Consider the following 19,358-nt stretch of genomic DNA (forward strand, 5'->3'; position numbering starts at 1 on the left):
CCCCAGCCCACCGGTAAAGACATTTCGCGGGGAAACTACCTGAGGCACGGCCCCTGCCTACGCGGGGACTTTCTATGAGTCTCGTCGATCTCTGGATTTAGCCTGTGCTCGGCATGTAGAATCTCGTCATACCCTGCCAGTTGGTGACGCCCGTTAATCGAGGAGTGTGCAGTTCCGGTGAACATGTGATCTCCACTCAGCCCTGCTGAGAAGTGACCCAAGCTTCTACCCCCCGGAGATCACTATGCCCGCAATTGCCCTCGATGATGTTTCTTTTTCCTATGGCTCCCGTCTCGTCCTCGACCGTGTGAGTCTGCACGTTTCTGCCGGTGAGCGAGCCTTCTTAATCGGCCCGAACGGGGTCGGTAAATCAACGCTGCTGAAAATTCTGACCGGTGATCTGATACCCGTTTCGGGAGGAGTTGTTTCTGGCGTTGTTCCTCAGCGTATTCCCGATCCGGAGTCTTTCGACGGCAGCGTTGCGCAGTTCCTCGACTCGGCACTGGCACCGTTCAGGGAGCTGTTGTTGCGTTTTGAGCAAGTCACTGAGGCCATCGCGTCTGGGCAGGATGGTCTTGCGGGCGAGTACGATCAGATCCTCGCTCGGTTGAACGCGCTGGATGTATGGTCATTGGATTCACGCGTGAACGAGACTCTTGCCGGGCTGGGTCTCGTCGAACTGACTGGGTCTGGTGCAAATCGGATGTTGGTCAGACTTTCGCCCGGCCAGCGTGCGCGGTTGGAGCTAGCTGTGCTGCTGATCATCCGGCCTGAGGTGCTGATCCTCGATGAACCGACCAACCACTTGGACGGCGAGGCCATCGAATTCCTGGCAACTGTCGTCAATAACTGGGACGGTCCAGTGCTCGCCGCCAGCCATGACCGGGCTTTCATCGAGAATTCCGCCACCGTTATCTACGACATGGATATCACCGTGTGGCAGGAATTAGCCAAAGTAGACGGTGAGGAGCTAGTGGGCGTTTACCGCAACGCGGGCAACTACACTGACTACCTAGCCGCCAAGGCGACCGCCCGAGAGAAGCACCTGCAGATCCACGCCGCGCAACAGGACGAAAAGCGCGAGTTGCACGAGCACCGGCACGAGAGCATGAAGATTGGCCGCGGTGGTGTCCGGGTCGAAACAGCGGTTGGCAAGCAGAAGAAGTTCTTCACGGACCGGGCGGCAGCGACAGCGGTAAAGAGAACGCGTGCAGATGATGTTCGCTTGGAGCGCCTTGTCCAGCGCGAGGTACGAAAACCCCGTCACTACGATTTGGAGTTCCCCTCCCTCGAAACTGACCCTCGATCTGGTCTGGCCGTTTCAGCCAGGGACGCGACGGTGGTAGGTCGGCTTGCGCCGGTCACGTTCGATCTCAGCAGAGGCGAACACCTCCTCGTGACGGGGACAAACGGGGCAGGGAAATCAACCCTGCTGAGCTGGGTTGCTTCCGGTAACCCGCCGACCAAGGTGACCAGCAAGGGCACCATTACCCGCGATGAACCCGTCGGTCAGGTGCTGCAGAGGCTTCCAGCTGAGTCAGACCCAGGCTTTGAATCGCAGACGTGGAGGAACGGGGTTGGCTCGGCTGGGAAAGGAATCTTGCATCCGTCTATGTGGCGCACCCCAATTCCCGACTTGTCGGCAGGGAATCAACGCCGCGCCCAACTCGCAATCGCATTGGCCCGTCGTCCAACCGTGCTAATAATCGACGAACCTACCAACTACCTCGATTTGGAGACGATGGACGCGCTTGAAGAAGCGCTGCGCAATTGGCAAGGAACCCTAATCATCGCCAGTCATGACCGTTGGCTGATTGAACACTGGCACGGACGCCATCTCCACCTCAAGCCTATGCGCCAGTCACCATCAATATGAGAATTGGGAACCGTCATTGAAGCTTTGGCAGAGCTGATGGCTGCTGCTAAGGAGATGGGGGAGCTGGACGAATAGCCCCCTAAAGATTTTGTCGGACTGACAGGATTTGAACCTGCGACCCCTACACCCCTAGTGTAGTGCGCTACCAAGCTGCGCCACAGTCCGCCGCCACCCTTTAAAAAGGGCAACGGCGATAAGGGCGCTGATGAAGCCCGCGCAGATGAGTGTCATGACCAGTACGTAGGCGCAGGCCGATGGAAAACAGCATGAGGGTCACGCCGATGACGGCGAGAAGATCGAGGGACTCGACATGTTTCACACCCGCGGCATTGAGTGCGAAGCCGGAGGCGACGAACCCAATGAAGGGCGGCAGTCGCACGGCCCAGGCGATGAGGCCGCAGGCGAAGAGTGAATCGAGGAGACGAGCAGGTCCCGGAGATGGGGGGTCTTTTCGAAAGATTCTTCTCAAAACGGGAAGCTTCTTTTCTCGTATGGAGCGAAGGGGTAGTGCGTGGGGGAGTTCGATGCTTTGTTCGAGCGTAACCGGGTGGTGTCTATCCATGGTGTTGCAATAGAAGACGAGACGGAATGTGCGTGTCCCGAGAATGTTTTTGGACAGTACGTTTACCGTAGGGATTTTAGCCCCAGGGAAGCATGCTCGGAGGGGTACAGCGAGGAAATGATTGATTGGGAGGTCCAAAGCAAGTTCGGTTTGTCCTTCTTCAATACCTCCCGGCTGAACTTGACCACCATTGCCAAGCTCGACGATCACGTCTACGACGCGCTGATGGACTACGTTGGCGCGTTTTCTTCCTCCGTGCGCGACGTGTTGGATGCCTTCGATTTCGCAGTGAAGATGAAGACCCTTGACACTGCGCACCGCTTGTGGCCGGTTGTGAAGCACTTCGCCACCATCGACATGAGCATGCAGGATCTGCCCGACGTACAGATGGGCGACCTGTTCCAGCACGTCATGTACAAGGCCTTTGACACGAAGGGTAACGCTGCGGGTGCGTTTTATACCCCGCGTGATGCGATCCGGCTGATGGTGGATATTCTATTCGCTTCCGACGACGTTGGCCTGACCTCCGACGGCGCTTCTCGCACTGTCTATGATCAGACAAATAGTTCTAGACGCAGACTCGAGGAAACTACCCAAACTCGGTGTTCCTCAAGTTTCTAGACGGCGCAGGATACGCGGGGGCTTTGCGTGGCGACCTTGGACACATGTTGAACTTCGAATCCACTCAGGATTTCATACAGGTTAAGTCAATCCTGGTGCGCTTACGCAGAGCACTTCAGCAGATTTGTTTCCTTACCCCTCGCGAAATCGAGCATGCAGTGATGCTCTCACCAGAAGGGGATTTACAAAGAGTCCAGCAGTACCTGAAGAGCGAAGGCTATCCCCCCGACGAGGTCGCTCGAGCCATTCAATCTGCAGTTGCTAGGGGAATCATCCGCCGTGAAACAAATCGGCTCGTCATCTCGTCAGAAAGGTTGCCGATCGCACGTAGCCTCCGTCTCCTAGATCTTGTCGTTCTTTCGTCAGAACATCTCGAGGTTCCGCTAGGGGGCTCAGAAACGGTCTACATGGTCCCTGGATACGGAGCCGACTTCGGCTGCACCCATAGAAAGCTGACTCAGAAGATTCAACTAGCTGGTACAAGCGCCTTATGGCCTGACGACACAGCCGTGCAGCAAGACCTTGAGTGGCTAATGGTCGAGCAAGTGCTTAGTAAGCACCCAATCGATGACGACTAGGTGGGTACGCCTCCTCTGCGCTGCCCGAGACTTCAGTCGTGTGGCGGTGAGCTCGGAATGTATCCGCTCATTCAATGGGCTCTTGGGTGCCCAAGCTCACCAGAAGAGAATTGACCAAGCGGTAATGAATCCAGAGTGGCTAGTCCGTTGATCATCGTTTTTCATGGCGTCGGCTTCTTTCGTGTTACGTACGAACACCATCTGATTAGGCTAATAGCAACTCGTTGACGGCGATACCATTCGGCGACTTCTAGGCCTTTTGGCGCTCCAAGAGCAGTCGGAGGTTTTGTCAGTTAATACTGCTGCGGCCAGCTGCTGCCCCGCTATTGTTGCGCGCGAAATCCCGACTGGTTCACCCCTCTACGGGCACCAGCCGAAGTGGAGGCGTGCCGGACACTCAGCGGTTCAGCAGGTTAATCTCCAAACGACGACGCCGGTACGAATTCCCAGGTCATAGCCGGTAATGACGCTATCCGATGGCACCACTCTGCACTTGGGTCTTGTATCCATCGTGATAAGTTGTGCGATGGTTATGTTTGATGTCGGATACATCCCGGTTTCTGAATATGAGGGTGAAACGGCAGACGACAAGGCGCGAGAGCGAATGAGATTGTTCCTGGACCAGTATCCCGAGGTTTAGACCGACTACTTAACACCTTGTTCGCTGAGGATTTCACGGAGCTTCGTGCGAGCGCGGTTAATGCGGGATTTGACGGTTTGAATGCCGATTTTTTGGTGTGTCGCGATCTCTTCGTAGGTGAGACCACCATATTCGCGCAAGATCAGGGCTTCCCGAAAGTCTTCCCCTAGCTGGGCGAGGCCAGCTCGGACGACCATGACGGTACTGACTTTCTCGTCGGCAGTGGGGCTAGTATCGGCCTGCGTCATCCCGATCTCGTCGTCGAGGACATCGCGTCGTGCACGAATAATCTGTCGGGCTGCGTTGGCGGCGATCCGGTATGCCCACGTTGAGAACTTGGCGCGCGGTTCAAATTGGTGCAAATTTCTCCATGCTGACGTTAGTGCATTCTGCATGGCGTCTTCAGCATCGTGCTGATTGCCAGTGATCGAATAAACCACTGCCCACATTCGACGAGAAGCGCCCTCGACCAAGGTGGCGAAGGCGCTTTCGTCCCGTGTTGAGCACGATGGATGAGATCGAGTTGAGCAGGATCAACAGGCATGAAGCTACTTTCTACAGCTGGGGGTCTGAAACATCCTCCTCGGACCACAGATCAGCGCTGTTGGCCATGTCTGCGTCTAAGTCGTGTTCTGGCACGGCGTCGTCAGGGACCAACTCGTCTTCTGGTTCAGGGGTTTCTGGGTTGGTCGCAACAGACAGCATCTGCTCTAGCTGGGAACCAGACAGTTCAGGGATGGCTTCAGGATCTCGATAATCCGGCAGGACGTACTCGTCGGTCTCGTCAAATTCATCGGTCAGGTCTGGGATTGCGTGATTACGTGGTGACATCGCTGATGTCCTCCTGAGACTCGAGCGTCGCTACTGTGTCAATAGTGCAATAAATGCACTGTCGAATTTGTTCCCGTATGTCTTACTGTGATGAAGAGGTCGTGCTAGACGATGACGTGCTCGCCTCGCTCGACGAGGAAGTTGACGACGAGTCCGTTGAGCTCCGAGAATCGTTCCGGTAGAAGCCGGACCCTTTGAAACTAACCCCCACGGAGCCGAATTTCTTGCGTAAGACGCCACCGCACTTGGGGCAGGCTGTCAGGGAGTCCTCGGAAAAAGACTGGTGAATATCAAAAGCATGAGAGCAGTCTCGACAAACATATGAATACACCGGCATAGTAAGGCACTCCTGATCCTGGCCCGAATGAAAAAAATAACGAGAAGATAACGTCGCTAGTTTACCCGCAGATTTCGCGTCTCATTTTTCGTGTCGGACACGGTCCAATGGATTCCAGCGGTGGTGACCGCGCCGTTGACGGGTTGATCGTGGTCATCGGTTGGAATCGGCGAGAAATCCGGGTAATACTCGTGCGAGAACACGGGACTGAGGGTTACGACAGGCTGATCGAGAGTCTGTGCAAGGTGGGAAAGAACACGGTCATAAAAGCCGCCACCCTGCCCCATGCGGTGGCCGTGAGAGTCCACGGCGAGCGCTGGAACCTGGATCGCTTCCACCTCGGTGAGAATGTCGTGATCAAAACGCTTGCCAACGGGCTGGCTGAGTCCTTTCAATTCGGTTTCTTCCAGCTCGACATCGGGAGTCCACACAGCCCACCGCATCGTGTGATCGGCGTAGGGAACCGGGACAATTACCTGGATCCCGCGCTCATGAAGTCCGGTGACGAATTCGGTAGTATCCGGCTCAGTGCCGTAGCTGATAACCGACGCTACCCGGCTAAACGGTGTTAAACCGGCATCCCGCTGTGCGTCGTACCAGCCCAATAACTGTTCGCAGATCAGGTGTGACTGTCGCAGACGTTCAGCGTTGCCCAGTGCGACACGGCGTTGTCTCATCAAGGTTCGGAAAGCTTTTTTGTCCATTCTCCTCCTTCGCTGGCTACTCGACCGCACCTAGCTGTCGTCTCCATTGTCTCACCTTCTCCCAGCGTGAACGGGAGCGAGCGTGATCTGCGGACATACTCGTGAGACCACTGATAGCGAGCTATGTACTGGGGCATCAGGGAGGGGTGTGTTCTACCATGGGGAAGGTGCAGATCTTTGAAGGCGTCTCGGCGCAATGGCCGGTCGCGTTGCGGTGGCAGAACCTCGTGTTGCGTCCTCTCAAACGACGCGACGGCGCCGAGTGGGATAGCGTCAGAGCTGCGAACGCCCAATGGCTTCAGCCGTGGGATGCTACCCATCCACCGGTATGGGGCGAAGCTGACCGATTGCCGACCTTTGGCCACATGGTGCGGGCGATGAATCGTGACGCCCGCGCGGGGCATTCTTTTCCCTGGGTGCTCTGTGTTCAACAACCCGGTCAGCACCATGCCCGAGTGGCCGGCCAAGTGGTGGCCGCGCCGGTACAGTGGGGTTCGGTCCGGTCAACCGCGTTGGGGTATTGGGTCGATCACCGCCTCGCCGGGCGCAATATTGTGCCTACTGCGGTTGCGCTGGCGATCGATTATCTGTTTGATCGGGTGGGATTACACCGGGTGGAGATCAATATCGTTCCGCAGAACATTGCCTCACACCGGGTCGTCGAAAAACTTGGTATGCGGTATGAGGGGTTGCGAAAAAACTATCTGCACATCAATGGCATGTGGACCGATCACGATAGTTTTGCCATCAGCACTGAAGAGTGGCCGTTAGGTGGACTTGTGGCCCAGTTACAGGCGGATTTTCCGCTAAAGCAGTGACACACCACCGGTGAATCACACCGGTGTGATTCTGGGCGAGTACTCTCAAAGAGTGGACCATCGGATAACCCAGCTCGAGGAATCCCTGTCGCAGGCGTTGGGATACCTGCCCGAGCTGCAGATTGCAACCTCCGTGGTGGTGGTGCTTGCAGTTCTGGTGTGGATGATCATGATGGGTCGTCGCGAAGACGTCCGAGTCCGCCGGCCGAAGGTGACCGCCACCGCTCCAAGGAGAATCATGGCAGAACAGACATCAACCCCGACGTTCACGATCCGGTGGGGGAGAACAGCAATTTTTGCTGTGGCCGTCTTGGCGACCCTGGTCTTCATCGTGACTGCTGTTGCCGGACTATTTGGTGCCGCTATGTGGGCCTGGGCCTTGCTGTCGCTTGTGGTCTCCGTGGCGTCCTTGGCCAGTCTGCGCGCCCTGGCGATCCGCGATCAGTACCGTCGGGCCGATGCTCAGCGTCACAGCGAACGGCCTGCCACGACGGTGGAAGCCGGATCGTCAGCTGACACCGACACCGAGCACGACGCTGATCGCACACCTGAGAGCTCGGCCAAGGTTGAGCACAACCATCCGGTCTTTGATCGTCAAGCACAGGCCGGTGCCGTAGCAGAGCGCACTACTGACGAGCCGGGCCGGTCTGAGGAACAGGACCACACCCCGCTGGTTGAGCTCAGGATCAAAGAAGCCCCGGTGCCGAAAAAGTCAGTCGCCCGCCGGGGTATTCCACGGCCGATGTATCTGGACGCTGCCGAAATCGTTCGCGAACAACCCGAACCGTTGGCGACCGAGGTTACTCCGCAACCGTCGGCCGATACGCAGCTGAAAGACGGCGTTTCCCCGCAGTATCAGGCCAAGGTTACTGCCAAGGCCCACCGCAAACTCGACCTCGACAAAGTCTTGGATCGGCGCCGGGCGATCTAGTCTGGCGGGGACATTTGCCGACCGTCGCGAACCGATACGGCTGGGATTTGGTAGCCTAATCCGCTATGAACAGCCATGACTTGATTGAGCTCTTGCGCGATTATTGTGCGCGTAAGGGGTTTCGTCTCGATCGAGCCGCGGTGATTGACACCCAACGACGCGGGCCCGAGCTGACCTGGCTAATCGAAGGTTTTGTGGTGGACGGTGGCCGGGAGAGTCGCCGGTACTGGGGTATCACCACCGAGATCTTGCCGGTGGGTGTGGCAGAGATGATCACCGCAGACGATGGCACCGAATTGGAGCTCTGGGAGCATCCGGCTGACCCGTTGTTGCCCGGATTGAAACTGGCCAGTACTCCCAGTACCGTCCAGCAACGTTTCGAACACCTGGGAAAATTGCGGAGTCTGCGCATGGTGGCCTACCGTCCGTTGCGGCGCGCGGTGCTACGGGCGGATTTCCACCTCGGTCGAGGACTGGACCATAGCTTCTTTCTGAAGGTGTTGCCGGAAGGAGAAGCTGACCAGATCTACCAGAAGCATCTGGTGTGCGCAGACGCCGGCGTGCCAGTGGTGCTTCCCGTGGCTGAGCCGTCCCGCGACATCCTGGTCCTGGACGCCGGGTGCGGAATCTCGCTGACCGAACTGGTCAATTCGGGTCGTGGCGAGGCCTTCAGCCTGTGCGAACTGCGCGCGGTGTTGGAACAACTTCCCGACCAGCTAGTGGATCTGCCCCATCGTGCTTCCTGGGCCGAGCGGGTCAGTGAATTCGCGGTCGGGGCACAGCATCAGTTCCTCGGTCAGGCTGGCCGGATCGAACAGCTCAGCACCGAAATTCATCGCCGTCTGGATGCCACCGATCCCGGCCCCCAGGTTGCTGTCCACGGTGACCTCTATGAAGCGCACCTGCTGCTGGACCCCACCACCGGTGCGATCCGATCGATTCTCGACGTGGATGCGGCCGGACCGGGTCACCACATTGACGATTTGGCCTGCTTGATCGGTCACTTGGCGGTCTCTGAGACGAGCGTGACACTACACCAGCGCTGGCGCCTGGTCGAGACGTACTTCGACCAGCTCACACACCCAAACCTTATGGCCCGAACGGCTCCGTTTCGGGATCCGGTCGACGCCTCTGGGTTGGGTGGGCGAGCCGCCGCGGTAGTACTGAGCCTGTTGTCCACACTGTCCGAGCACGACGTCCAGGCGGCCGAGCAGCGCTTGGAGTTGGCCGAGCGACTCCTTGAGCACTCGTGAGATCAGCTACTCGATCAAGTTGCTCACGCTAGCACGTACTCTCATCACGACGATTCAGCGCCTGGGCTTCCAATTCTTCGACCCGCCGTCGGCTCTGTTGGGCGGCCATATTGTCTCCCGTGCGTTCCTGAGCTTCTGCCAAGCCCATCAGTGCAGCAATGCGGGCACCGGTATCCAGCGTCTCGGTCTCGAGCAACTGAGACAATAGGGTGGCCGCTTCGACCTCGCGATCCTGTTCCAGCAAGACGTGGCCGGCAAAAAGTTCCGCGCGGGCCGCGCCGTCGGGATCGTCGGCCGTGGTGAACAGATCGGCAGCGTTCAGCGCGGTGGCTACCGCGTTGACGCCGTTGTGCAACGACCAATACCCGCGGGCCTGAGTGTCCATGTAGTCAGCCTGATACCAGGTGGCCCCGGTATGCTGGGCAATCTCAATGGCCTCGTTGAGATGCAAAATGCCCTCATGATCGCCCTGGTCACACATTAAATGACCCAGCGCGTTCAGAGCCTGCGCCAAGACCATATTGGGTGTAGGCAGTTGACGGGCTACTGTCACGGCGTGCTGGACGGCGGTGCGCGCACGCCGGGGCTCGTCTTCGGTCGAATGCAGTGCGCCCAGGGCCAAATAAACGTGCACCGCCTCCTGGCGGGCCCCAGTCGATAGCATCAGCTCAATGGCCTGGTGCCAATGCTCGATGGCCTCCTGGGTCCGGTGTTGACGGCGCAGTGCTTGCCCTAAATCCACCAGCACCTGAGCCTGAGAGGCACGGTCGCCGGAGATCTCGGCTCGCCGGACCAGACCGGTGAGTACCTCTTCGGCGTCCTTATACTCCTCCGCCTCTAACAACTGATGCCCCAAGGCAAAGAGCAATCCGCCGGACTCGGGGATTTCGCCTTGCTCGGCTTCGGCCGCGGCAATCTTCCAGGCGGTGACTGCCACGGAGGTCTCGCCCAGCTGGGAGGCCATGGCAGCGCACAGCCCCGCTGCCGAGGCAGCGCCAGATCGGGCTCCGATCCGCACGTAGGTCTCGAGGGCTTGCACGGCGTACTCGGCGGCTAAGGCAGAGTCTTCCCGGTGGTGGGCCACTGCGGCCTGTACCATCCACATCGCAGCCCGAATCGCGCGGTGGCAACCGGTCGAGAGTAGCTCGCCGGCGGTAGCGGCAGCGGCGCTGAACTGTTCGGTCATCAAATAAACGTGGGCGGCAAACATGTGTGCAGTATCGGTCGCGGACCGGGAAACCACCAATCCCTCGTCGCGTCGCCATCGGATGACGTCCAGAGCCTCGGTAATCAACTCCAGGGCTTCCTCGGTGGCGTGTTCGCAGACCCGAATCGTTGCCAGGGCAATCAAGGCATCGGAGAGGACTGTGTCGTAACGGTGGCGTTGGAGCGCCTCCCGTTCGGTATCGACGACACCCTGCAGGACCGTGGCCGAGAACGAATCCGGTTCAGCAAACAACATGGTCCCCAGTTGCTCTTCCAGATCCGCTTGATGGTACTGGCCTACCGAACGCAATACCTCGGCACGTGCTGTCACATCTTGTTCGGCCCGCTGGGTCTCACCCAGCGAATGTAGCACGGAGGCCCGAGTGCGATAGGCAGCCAACCGTACCTCCGGTCGATCAGACCCCGGGGCGTGCTCGAGCTGAGTCAAGGCCTCTAAGCACTGTTCCACTCGCTGGGCGTAGGCGGCTTCTTGAGCTAGGTCCAACCAGCCACTGGCGGTATCGGCATGGTGGCGCACCAGATGGTGGACACGGCCGTGCAAGATATCGTCGAGTTTTCTGATCATCGAGAACGGAAGCTTCCGTCCCGAATCAGACGACGTCGTTTCTGCCATACTCCCAGTGTAGTAACTGTGGTGAGGTGTTGTGATTCAGCACGTGGTCGGGCGAAACCTTTAGACTGGTGGGCATGCCCCGTAGCCTCCGCGCGCTGTCGATCACTCTGGTAGCGGTGATGGGCCTGAGCGCCTGTGGCGATCAGAAAGCCGTCGATCCTGATCCTTCGGTCGCTACCGTCCGCGTGCTTGCCGGCCCGGACCCCCTGGATGAAGCCATGGCCGTGGCCACCGTGGAGTTTCTGAGCACCCGCGGTATTGCCGCTGAGCGCCATGGGTTGGAATCCAGTTCCGGGCAACAACTCTCGGAGGCGCTGGAAGCCGAGAACACCCTGGTCGTGGCCAACTCGGTGCAGCTGGTCGCCGCTGACGACCCCGAACAGGCCATGAAGGACACGTCCGGAGACGAATCGGTCGACTCGGCGGATCAGATCGTCAATTCCACATCCGCCGATATTCTGTCGACCTCAGAGGCCACCCTGCGTATCCAGCCGGTGGTTACCCGCGCCACGGCTGCTTACCACGAACTGGAATCAGCCGACGATCTGCACAACTCGGTTGACATCGACTCCGCTGTCTCGCCGGCTACCTCCTCGCAGAGCGCTGAGGAGTCTTCCTTGCGGTGTGAGCACCTACAGATGGGAACCGGTGCGCTGACCGATGAGCTGGTGGAGGTTGTGGCAGCCGAGCTGGAGCCCTGTGATCAGGGGTGGTCGGAACCACCACAGTCCTTTGCGGGATACCAGCAGGAGCTGGCCCGGTTACAGTCTGAACCAGATGCCCTGACGTGGCTGTACGCGCCCGATCCAGCCATCGCTGACCTGTCTTTTCGGGTGCTGGAAAGCCACGACTACCCGGAAGGTCGGATGTTGGTGATCGGTGACCCGGAGTCGATTCAAGCATCGGTGGAAGAACCACTCCATGAGCTCTACCAGGCGGTGAGCGGGGAAGAACTTGCCAACCTGAGCCGGATGGTGTACCAGGCCCGGCGGCCCGCTGAGGGATTGGACCTCGACGAGGCCTCAGCGGCGCGGTCGTGGTTGTCGTCAGCGGGTTTGCTGGAGGCCTCCGACATTTTGGACGAACCGTCCGCAGCACCCAGTACTCTCTAATCAACACAACCCCTTAGACCCTGGAGGTCGGTCCCGATGACACCAGCACGACCGCGTGAAATTCGCCAGTCATCCAAGTTGCATAATGTTCGCTACGATGTGCGCGGACCGATCCTGGAAGAAGCTCAGCGTCTCGAAGCCGCCGGGCATCGGATCATGCGACTGAATATTGGGAACCCGGCCCCCTTCGGTTTTGACGCCCCCGGGGCGATCCTGAAGGATATGGTCTCCCATCTTCCCCATGCCCAGGGGTACTCCGATTCTCAGGGTATCTACTCGGCCCGCACCGCCGTCTCGCAGTACTATGAGTCCCGTGGCATCCGGGATATCTCGGTTGATGATGTTTTCATCGGTAACGGGGTCTCAGAGATGATCTCCATGGTCCTCCAAGCCCTGATCGATGACGGGGACCAGGTACTGATTCCCGCGCCGGATTATCCGCTGTGGACCGGGGCCACCACGCTCTGCGGTGGTGAAGCCGTGCACTACCGGTGTGTGGAAGAGGAAGGCTGGGTCCCCGACACCGAGCACATCGAGTCTCTGGTCACCGACCGTACCAAGGCTCTGGTGCTGATCAACCCGAATAATCCCACCGGGGCGGTGTATTCGCGCCACGTACTAATGGAAATGGTCGAGATCGCTCGCCGGCACGGGCTGGTGCTACTCGCCGATGAGATTTATGAAAAGATTCTCTACGACGGAGCACGCCACATTAACGTCGCCGGGCTGTCTGATGATGTGCTCACCCTGACGTTCTCCGGGTTGTCGAAGGCGTACCGGGTGGCTGGATACCGGGCCGGTTGGGTTGCCGTGTCCGGGCCCAAATATCGCGCTCAAGACTTCCTTGAGGGGCTGACTCTGCTGGCCAATATGCGCATGTGCGCCAACGTTCCGGCCCAGCACGCGATCCAGACGGCGCTGGGCGGGTATCAATCCATCAACGACCTCATTCTCCCGGGTGGACGACTGCTGGAACAGCGCAACCTGGCCACCGAAATGCTCCAGGCCATCCCGGGGGTGAGCGTGCAACCGGCCCACGGCGCGATGTATCTGTTCCCGAAACTCGAACCTGAGATGTATCCGATTGACGATGACGAGAAGTTCGTGATCGACCTGCTTCGACAACAAAAAATCCTGGTCTCACACGGTCGGGCCTTCAATCTTGACACGACCGACCATTTCCGCTTGGTGACCTTGCCGGCCGTGCGTGATCTCGAAGAAGGCATCCACCGGATCGCCGAGTTTTTAGAGGGCTACCGCCACGGCTGAGTCCTACTCATCGGTCTCATCGGTCTCGTTGGTGCTGGCCGTCGTCTCGGACTCGGCACGGACCTGGTCAATGCGTTGCTGGGCCTCGGTCAGCCAACGTTGACAGTGTTGTGCCAGGGCTTCACCGCGCTCCCAGAGTTGTAAGCTTTCTTCTAGTTCCACCCCACCGGATTCCAGCCGGGTCACGGTCTCAATCAGTTCGGTGCGGGCCTGCTCGTAGCTCAGCTGGGCAATATCGGAGGTATCGGCGGTCGAGAATCCTTGTGTCATCATCATCCTTCGTCGTCTGTGCTGGGGTTGATTGAGGTGACTTCGGCCTGGAAGTCTCCCCTGGAGAGCAAAATGTTGACCGGGGTGCCGACCTGTAACTGATCGGCCCGTCGAATCAAGCCCTGCTCAGCCTGCACCACCGCATAGCCACGGTCGAGTGTGGACTGCGGAGACAGCGAACGCACCCGAGCCATCACCTGCTCGACTACCTCGCGCTCGCGAGAAATCAGCTGACGCACGGCCGTTCGTGCTCGTGTCAGCACACCGGTGAGTTCCTCGTGGCGGGTGGTGATCATCGTTTCAGGATGCAGTAGCACCGGCCGGGAACGCACCGTAGCCAGGTGGGTGGCCTGCTCGGTGACGAGCCGCTGCACCGCAGCAGCCATCCTTAACCGGGCCTGAGCGATGCTCTCGGCCTCCACCGTCGCGTCGGGAACAATACGCTTGGCCGCATCGGTGGGAGTGGAAGCCCGCAGATCAGCCACATCATCGAGCACCGGACGGTCGGCTTCGTGCCCGATTGCCGAGACCACCGGGGTGGTTGCTGCCGCCACCGTGCGCACGAGCCGTTCATCCGAAAATGGCAGGATCACCTCTTCTAAGGCCCCACCGCCACGGGCTATCACGATCAGATCCACCCGCTCATCGGCATCAAGCTGGTGCAGGGCCTCGATGATCTCGGTGGGTGCCTGGGCGCCTTGGACGGCGGTGTGCACCACGGTGAATTCAGTGGCCGGCCAACGCAAGAGCGTATTGCGCATGACATCTTTCATGGCGTCGGAGTCTTTGCCGGTAATCAGACCGATGCGTGCCGGCACCAGGGGCAACGGTTTCTTCTGGGCAAACAGGCCTTCTTCGGCCAACGCGTGTCGCAAGCGCTCGACTCGGGCCAGCAAGTCACCGATGCCTACCGGGCGAATATCCTGGGCAATCATCGACAACCGACCGGTCTTGGTGTAAAAGTTGGGCTTCACCCAGGCCACCACACGCGCGCCCTGTTGCACTCCAGGGTCCAGGTGCGAGGCCACATTGCGCCAGGCGGTGACCGGCAGGGAGATCTCGGCTTCCATATCGCGCAGTGTCATCCACGCATTGCCACGTACCACGCGATGCTCGATCAGCTGACCCTCCACCCAGGTCGCCGGGGCCCGATCAATATAGTGTTTGAGATTCTCCGACAGTAAGCGCACCGGCCAGGGGCGATCCGCCGAGGTCTGCGCCGCTGTGGCCGGTAGTGCAGGTTCATCGATCACCATGCGCTCACCACACAACCACCACTCACATTGCCTCCGTTACAGTAGTCTAGGGACGTCCCCCAGACTACTACCGCCGGGATAGAAGGACACCATGAGAACGCTTTTTGCCAGCATTTTTGCGTTGGTTATCGGCATCGTCACTGTGATCGGTTTGACCGGATGGCGAGCTGATGCATTGTTACACACCGCAGAACCATTACGGGAGATTTCTGGTGATGAGCAGGTGCTCGACGCGGTCCCGGCATTAGTGGCCGATCAGGTGACCTCGAATGCGGAATCCCAGTTGCCCTTCTCCGATGCGCTGGGCGGGGTGACCGAGAATTTTGCGTCCTTGGTAGTAGAGGACTCCCGGTTCGCTCAGGCGTGGGGCGAAGCCGTGGAGATGACCCGTCAGGACTGGGTTGAGGGGCTACAACAGGCCTCCACCCCGGCCGAACCCGATGCCGGATACCTCTCGATCCATCTCACCCCGGTGGCCCAACTCGCCGGTGTTGTGCTGGGCGAGCAACTCGACCAGATTTCCCTGCTCGACGGTGTTGATCCCACTGGCTGGGTACCCAGCGAGTTGGTGATCGACACGCAAGTTCCTCCCTCAGAACTCATCTCGGCCGATGACCTGGTGTTGATCGAACAGTACGTGACCTACTGGCCATTGGTCCTGGGCGGGGCCGCGATGGCCTTCGTCCTAGCGCTGTTGCTGGCCGCCCCCGGAGCCCGCTGGAGCGTCTGGCTGATTTCCGGGGCGGTGATTGTGCTTGGCGGAGTCACCTTGCGTACCGGCATCGGCCGGCTGGTGGACGACTCGATCGCTGCCACAGTCGAAGACGGCACCGTGGCGATTGTCGAGCCCCTGATGCATGCGTTCGCCAATTGGAGCTATCCCCAACTGAACGTGATGATGATCGGTGGCGCGGTGGTGGCCGGCGTGGGCTTGATCGGCGCGTTGATTGCGATGGGGCGCGAGACCAGTAGCGCCTAGTTCGTGCCCCGTTGCTGAACCTGCTAACGTGAGATAAATAACGTCAGTATTGACTAACGCCAGTATGAGAAGATGACAGGAATATGTAGCAACAGCGTGTGCGCTGGCGCGTGATGCGCTGAGGACCGTTGGGGGACAGTCCGATGAGTTCAGAGAAGTCGACACGTCATTACGCCTCGTCGCATTACACCAAGACTCAACACGCTTCGTCACAATATCCGTCCACGCAGTATCGCTCGACCCAGACCGAACTCTCTGAGGGGATGAAAGCTCCGGCGGACGGTGACTTGATGCGTCGGTTGATCGGACTTGGTCTCGGCATCGTGCTGGCACTGCTGGTGTACTTCCTGCTTCCCGCAGACACGGGAGTCTGGCCCCGGCTGACCGGTGCCACCGCGGTATTGATGGCCGTGTGGTGGATGACCGAGGCGATCCCGATTCCCGCCACCGCTTTGTTGCCACTGGTGATCTTTCCGGTGTTCGTTCCCGCCGAGGAAACTCCAGAGGGCGAGGGCGTCAGCTTTGATACGGTCGGGGCCAACTACGGCAATAATGTCATCTTCTTGTTCTTAGGTGGCTTCTTGCTCGCTCTGGCGATGCAACGCTGGAATTTGCACCGTCGCATTGCCTTGCTGGTGTTGCGCTCGATGGGATCAAATAGTTCGGCCTTGGTCGGCGGTTTCATGATCTCCACCGGTTTCCTGTCGATGTGGGTCTCCAACACCGCGACCGCGGTGATGATGTTGCCTATCGGTGTGTCGGTGCTGGTGCTGGTCAATCAAGTGACACAGGAAGGCGACGCCGAGGCCAGCGTGGAGTCGATGGTGAAAACGAAATTCGGCACCGCGCTGATGCTGGGCATTGCCTATGCGGCCTCCATTGGCTCGGTCAGTACCATTATTGGAACTCCGCCCAATGCACTGTTGGCCGCTCACATGTCCAGTAACGAGGACATGACCATTGGCTTTGGGCAATGGATGCTGGTCGGGGTGCCCTTGGCGGTGGTACTGATGCTGGCCACGTGGTTCATCTTGGTCAAGGTGCTGTTCAAACCCGAGATCAAGCACATTCCCGGTGGCCGTGAGATGTTGCAGAAAGAGTCGGAGAAACTCGGGCCGGTGAGTTCCGGTGAGCGCCGGGTCCTGATCATTTTTATCCTGGCGGCGGTCAGCTGGGTCTTCATCCCGTTGCTGTCGGAGTACGTGTTCGGCCTGGAAGATGCTTTCATCTCCGATGCTGGCATCGCCATTGCTGTCGGCCTGTTGCTATTCCTGTTGCCGGCCGGTCCGGACGCCGAGTCGGGGGTGCGCCTATTGGATTGGGAATCTGCCGTGGAACTTCCCTGGGGTGTGCTACTGCTCTTTGGCGGTGGCCTGGCACTGTCGGGTCAGTTCAGCGATTCCGGACTCTCGGAATGGCTGGGTGAACAAGCGACCAGTCTGAGCGGGATGAGCCTGTGGATCCTGGTGGCGTTGGCGGCCGTGGCGATTTTGCTCCTGACCGAAATGACGTCCAATACTGCCACCGCTGCCACGTTCTTGCCCGTAGCCTCCGGCGTGGCAATGGGGACCGGGGTGGAACCACTGATGCTGTGTGCACCCGTGGCGCTGGCCGCAACCTGTGCGTTCATGCTTCCGGTGGCTACCCCGCCGAACGCCATCGCCTACGGTTCTGGCTACGTCACCATCGGTCAGATGGTGCGAGGAGGTGTGCTGGTCAATATCGTCGCTGCCATCCTGATCACTCTGGTCTCGATGACCTTGCTGGTGTGGGTCTTCCTCTAAAACCAGCTCTACAACCAGCCCTGATCCCGGGCGTATCCGGCGGCCTGGGCGCGGTTCTTCGAGCCGGTCTTGCTGATTGCCTCCGAGAGCAGGTTCCGCACCGTCCCCGCGGAGAGGTGTAACTGCTCGGCAATGTCCCGGACTGAACGACCGGTCAGCGTCGCGCGCAACACGTCCTGTTCCCGGGAGGTGAGAGGGTTTTGCTGCGTGAGGGCCTGGACAGCCAAGGCCGGATCGACTACGGTCCGACCGGCCATGATCGACCGGATGGCTGCGGTGAGCTCCTCAGCGGGGGAATCCTTGACCATAAACCCCTGTGCCCCGGCATCCAGTGCGCGTTGCAAGTATCCGGCGCGACCAAAGGTGGTCAGGATCAGAATCTTGGCCTGCGTCTGCTCGCTGACCTGAGCGGCAGTGGCCAATCCGTCCGTGCCGGGCATTTCAATGTCGAGGATGGCCAGATCCGCGCTGTGGTCTGCAATGGCTTCCACCACCGAGGCGCCATCGGGCAGTTGTGCGACCACCTGAAGATCCTGTTCCAAATCTAATAAGGCCGCCAGCCCCTGACGAACCAGCGCCTGGTCATCGGCCAGCACAATCTTAATCGGATTCACTGACTCACCTCCAACACAGTGCCACGGTCCGAGGACGAGATGGTCAAAGTCCCCTTGGCTGCTTCGGCTCGATGGCGAAGCCCAGCCAGACCATATCCGGTGGTGGGACGAGTGATCCCGATCCCGTCATCGCTGACGCGCAACCGATGGGTGGTGATCTCAATATTCACGGTGCTCGCCTGCGCATGCCGGAGCACATTGGTGACCGCTTCACGCAGGCACCAGGCGAATAGTTCCGCGGTGGCCGGGGCGATCTGTCGCGGGATTTCTGTGGTCGTGACGTGGATTCCTTGGTTACGGAGCATCTCCAGTGCGACCTCCAACTGGTTGCCTAAATCCGGGGCTTCCAGAGTGGTGATCGCAGTGCGGACATTGCTAATGGAGGACCTGGCCAATCCCAGGATACTCTCCAGCTCCGCGCGGGCGGCCTGGTGGTCAGTGTCGAGCAATCGCATGGCTAACTGCGTCTTGACCGTGATGGCGGTCAGCGACTGGCCTAAGACATCGTGGACCTGGCGATCTAATTCTTCCCGTTGGGCGGCTAGTGCGTCTCGCTCCGAGACTTGGCGCTCCACTTCCTGACGTTCGACGACATAGCGGATGAAAAACAACATGAGCCAGGCCAAGGTCAGTGACAGCAGCAGGGGCCACCAGAGATCCATTTGGTCGCTGATCATCAGTAACGCTGTGCCGGCCAGTGTGGTCGAGACGAAGGAACCAATTGCCCCGGGAACAAGATTGTGCGTGAACAGCCACAGCGCTGCGACAAATGTCAGGCTCATCCCTGCATCCGCTCCGGTCAGCAACGCCACTGGGACCACGAGTAGACCCAGCACCAGGGTGTAGACAAGGGTCGTGGCGACCCGGGGGAGCAGTGGCCACGGGCGCGGATGGGTCAACATCCACAGATAGCACCCGGCGAACAGGACCAAACAGGCGATGCCGGCGATCTTGGCCCACAGCGGATGATCTGACAGGACGACGCTCGTAGCCGGGATGAGCAACAGCGCGAGCCAACCGCCGCCGTAGCGCAGTTGCTCGCGTTGCTCCTCCTGACTGAGCTGATCTGGATACATCGACTCT

Annotated in this window: 17 protein-coding genes, 1 tRNA gene and 1 pseudogene; 9 read left to right on the plus strand and 10 right to left on the minus strand. The window is 59.3% G+C overall.

The window, feature by feature from the left end; translation table 11 throughout:
• The first annotated feature begins 244 nt into the window (after positions 1-244).
• Entirely contained in the window at positions 245-1,876 is a 1,632-nt protein-coding gene (locus QDX22_RS11815) for an ABC-F family ATP-binding cassette domain-containing protein (RefSeq protein ID WP_110100170.1), read from the plus strand.
• Positions 1,877-1,967: 91 nt separating this feature from the next.
• Here the strand turns inward: QDX22_RS11815 and QDX22_RS11820 are convergent.
• Positions 1,968-2,041 (minus strand) — tRNA-Pro (locus QDX22_RS11820).
• 346 nt (positions 2,042-2,387) lie between these two features.
• Here QDX22_RS11820 and QDX22_RS11825 point away from each other — a divergent pair.
• Positions 2,388-3,059, plus strand: coding sequence for a type I restriction-modification system subunit M N-terminal domain-containing protein (locus QDX22_RS11825; protein WP_279717883.1), 672 nt, complete (start codon positions 2,388-2,390; stop codon positions 3,057-3,059).
• A gap of 1,223 nt (positions 3,060-4,282) precedes the next feature.
• Here the strand turns inward: QDX22_RS11825 and QDX22_RS11830 are convergent.
• The 4 genes and pseudogenes from QDX22_RS11830 to QDX22_RS11845 all read right to left on the minus strand — a co-directional run bounded on the left by QDX22_RS11830 (position 4,283) and on the right by QDX22_RS11845 (position 6,149).
• Positions 4,283-4,750, minus strand: a complete 468-nt coding sequence (locus QDX22_RS11830; RefSeq protein WP_255410727.1) for an RNA polymerase sigma factor — start codon at positions 4,748-4,750, stop codon at positions 4,283-4,285.
• A gap of 82 nt (positions 4,751-4,832) precedes the next feature.
• Positions 4,833-5,108 (minus strand): hypothetical protein, encoded by a 276-nt coding sequence (locus QDX22_RS11835; protein WP_279717884.1) that lies wholly within the window; start codon positions 5,106-5,108, stop codon positions 4,833-4,835.
• A gap of 196 nt (positions 5,109-5,304) precedes the next feature.
• Positions 5,305-5,445, minus strand: a pseudogene (locus QDX22_RS12040) (FmdB family zinc ribbon protein); the annotation flags it as partial.
• A gap of 56 nt (positions 5,446-5,501) precedes the next feature.
• Entirely contained in the window at positions 5,502-6,149 is a 648-nt protein-coding gene (locus QDX22_RS11845; RefSeq protein WP_110100175.1) for a 5-formyltetrahydrofolate cyclo-ligase, read from the minus strand.
• A gap of 158 nt (positions 6,150-6,307) precedes the next feature.
• On the opposite strand from QDX22_RS11845, the gene QDX22_RS11850 reads away from it, so the two are divergent.
• The 3 genes from QDX22_RS11850 (at position 6,308) to QDX22_RS11860 (ending at position 9,151) form a co-directional block, all read left to right on the plus strand.
• The gene (locus QDX22_RS11850) at positions 6,308-6,967 is read left to right on the plus strand and encodes a GNAT family N-acetyltransferase (protein WP_110100176.1); all 660 of its coding nucleotides are present in this window, start codon (positions 6,308-6,310) and stop codon (positions 6,965-6,967) included.
• Positions 6,968-6,977: 10 nt separating this feature from the next.
• Positions 6,978-7,898, plus strand: a complete 921-nt coding sequence (locus QDX22_RS11855; protein WP_279717885.1) for a UbiA family prenyltransferase — start codon at positions 6,978-6,980, stop codon at positions 7,896-7,898.
• 65 nt (positions 7,899-7,963) lie between these two features.
• Positions 7,964-9,151 (plus strand): phosphotransferase, encoded by a 1,188-nt coding sequence (locus QDX22_RS11860; protein WP_110100178.1) that lies wholly within the window; start codon positions 7,964-7,966, stop codon positions 9,149-9,151.
• A 28-nt stretch (positions 9,152-9,179) separates the two neighbouring features.
• Here QDX22_RS11860 and QDX22_RS11865 read toward each other — a convergent pair whose 3' ends face one another.
• A complete protein-coding gene (locus QDX22_RS11865; protein ID WP_110100179.1) occupies positions 9,180-10,991 on the minus strand; it encodes a tetratricopeptide repeat protein in 1,812 nt (603 codons plus the stop codon).
• 74 nt (positions 10,992-11,065) lie between these two features.
• Between QDX22_RS11865 and QDX22_RS11870 the strand changes: the two genes are divergently transcribed.
• Together QDX22_RS11870 and QDX22_RS11875 are read left to right on the plus strand one after the other, a co-directional pair.
• Entirely contained in the window at positions 11,066-12,103 is a 1,038-nt protein-coding gene (locus QDX22_RS11870; protein ID WP_110100180.1) for a hypothetical protein, read from the plus strand.
• Between the two features lie 36 nt (positions 12,104-12,139).
• Positions 12,140-13,372 carry a pyridoxal phosphate-dependent aminotransferase gene (locus tag QDX22_RS11875; protein WP_279674867.1) on the plus strand — a complete coding sequence of 411 codons (1,233 nt, stop codon included), beginning with the start codon at positions 12,140-12,142 and terminating at the stop codon, positions 13,370-13,372.
• A 3-nt stretch (positions 13,373-13,375) separates the two neighbouring features.
• Here QDX22_RS11875 and QDX22_RS11880 read toward each other — a convergent pair whose 3' ends face one another.
• Together QDX22_RS11880 and xseA are read right to left on the minus strand one after the other, a co-directional pair.
• The gene (locus QDX22_RS11880) at positions 13,376-13,648 is read right to left on the minus strand and encodes an exodeoxyribonuclease VII small subunit (RefSeq protein WP_233487795.1); all 273 of its coding nucleotides are present in this window, start codon (positions 13,646-13,648) and stop codon (positions 13,376-13,378) included.
• Positions 13,645-14,898, minus strand: coding sequence for an exodeoxyribonuclease VII large subunit (gene xseA / locus QDX22_RS11885; protein ID WP_279717886.1), 1,254 nt, complete (start codon positions 14,896-14,898; stop codon positions 13,645-13,647). Before xseA ends, QDX22_RS11880 begins: the two co-directional genes overlap by 4 nt.
• Before the next feature lie 91 nt (positions 14,899-14,989).
• On the opposite strand from xseA, the gene QDX22_RS11890 reads away from it, so the two are divergent.
• Positions 14,990-15,877, plus strand: coding sequence for a hypothetical protein (locus QDX22_RS11890; RefSeq protein ID WP_279673599.1), 888 nt, complete (start codon positions 14,990-14,992; stop codon positions 15,875-15,877).
• 143 nt (positions 15,878-16,020) lie between these two features.
• Positions 16,021-17,661 carry an SLC13 family permease gene (locus tag QDX22_RS11895; protein WP_279673600.1) on the plus strand — a complete coding sequence of 547 codons (1,641 nt, stop codon included), beginning with the start codon at positions 16,021-16,023 and terminating at the stop codon, positions 17,659-17,661.
• A gap of 8 nt (positions 17,662-17,669) precedes the next feature.
• Here the strand turns inward: QDX22_RS11895 and QDX22_RS11900 are convergent, their stop codons facing one another.
• Complete coding sequence (locus QDX22_RS11900; RefSeq protein WP_279673601.1) at positions 17,670-18,275, minus strand: response regulator transcription factor; 606 nt, start codon at positions 18,273-18,275, stop codon at positions 17,670-17,672.
• A complete protein-coding gene (locus QDX22_RS11905; RefSeq protein WP_279673602.1) occupies positions 18,272-19,351 on the minus strand; it encodes a sensor histidine kinase in 1,080 nt (359 codons plus the stop codon). Before QDX22_RS11905 ends, QDX22_RS11900 begins: the two co-directional genes overlap by 4 nt.
• Positions 19,352-19,358 lie beyond the last annotated feature (7 nt).

Origin of the sequence: Auritidibacter ignavus (genome assembly GCF_029853775.1) — a bacterium.
GTDB classification, from domain to species: domain Bacteria; phylum Actinomycetota; class Actinomycetes; order Actinomycetales; family Micrococcaceae; genus Auritidibacter; species Auritidibacter ignavus.

Excerpts from the sequence above, each read along its gene's own strand:
- QDX22_RS11815 (WP_110100170.1), top strand. The coding sequence starts at position 245 with ATGCCCGCAATTGCCCTCGATGATGTTTCTTTTTCCTATGGCTCCCGT.
- QDX22_RS11835 (WP_279717884.1), bottom strand. The coding sequence starts at position 5,108 with ATGTCACCACGTAATCACGCAATCCCAGACCTGACCGATGAATTTGAC.
- QDX22_RS11845 (WP_110100175.1), bottom strand. The coding sequence starts at position 6,149 with ATGGACAAAAAAGCTTTCCGAACCTTGATGAGACAACGCCGTGTCGCA.
- QDX22_RS11850 (WP_110100176.1), top strand. The coding sequence starts at position 6,308 with ATGGGGAAGGTGCAGATCTTTGAAGGCGTCTCGGCGCAATGGCCGGTC.
- QDX22_RS11860 (WP_110100178.1), top strand. The coding sequence starts at position 7,964 with ATGAACAGCCATGACTTGATTGAGCTCTTGCGCGATTATTGTGCGCGT.
- QDX22_RS11865 (WP_110100179.1), bottom strand. The coding sequence starts at position 10,991 with ATGGCAGAAACGACGTCGTCTGATTCGGGACGGAAGCTTCCGTTCTCG.
- QDX22_RS11870 (WP_110100180.1), top strand. The coding sequence starts at position 11,066 with ATGCCCCGTAGCCTCCGCGCGCTGTCGATCACTCTGGTAGCGGTGATG.
- QDX22_RS11875 (WP_279674867.1), top strand. The coding sequence starts at position 12,140 with ATGACACCAGCACGACCGCGTGAAATTCGCCAGTCATCCAAGTTGCAT.
- QDX22_RS11880 (WP_233487795.1), bottom strand. The coding sequence starts at position 13,648 with ATGATGATGACACAAGGATTCTCGACCGCCGATACCTCCGATATTGCC.
- xseA (WP_279717886.1), bottom strand. The coding sequence starts at position 14,898 with ATGGTGATCGATGAACCTGCACTACCGGCCACAGCGGCGCAGACCTCG.
- QDX22_RS11890 (WP_279673599.1), top strand. The coding sequence starts at position 14,990 with ATGAGAACGCTTTTTGCCAGCATTTTTGCGTTGGTTATCGGCATCGTC.
- QDX22_RS11895 (WP_279673600.1), top strand. The coding sequence starts at position 16,021 with ATGAGTTCAGAGAAGTCGACACGTCATTACGCCTCGTCGCATTACACC.
- QDX22_RS11905 (WP_279673602.1), bottom strand. The coding sequence starts at position 19,351 with ATGTATCCAGATCAGCTCAGTCAGGAGGAGCAACGCGAGCAACTGCGC.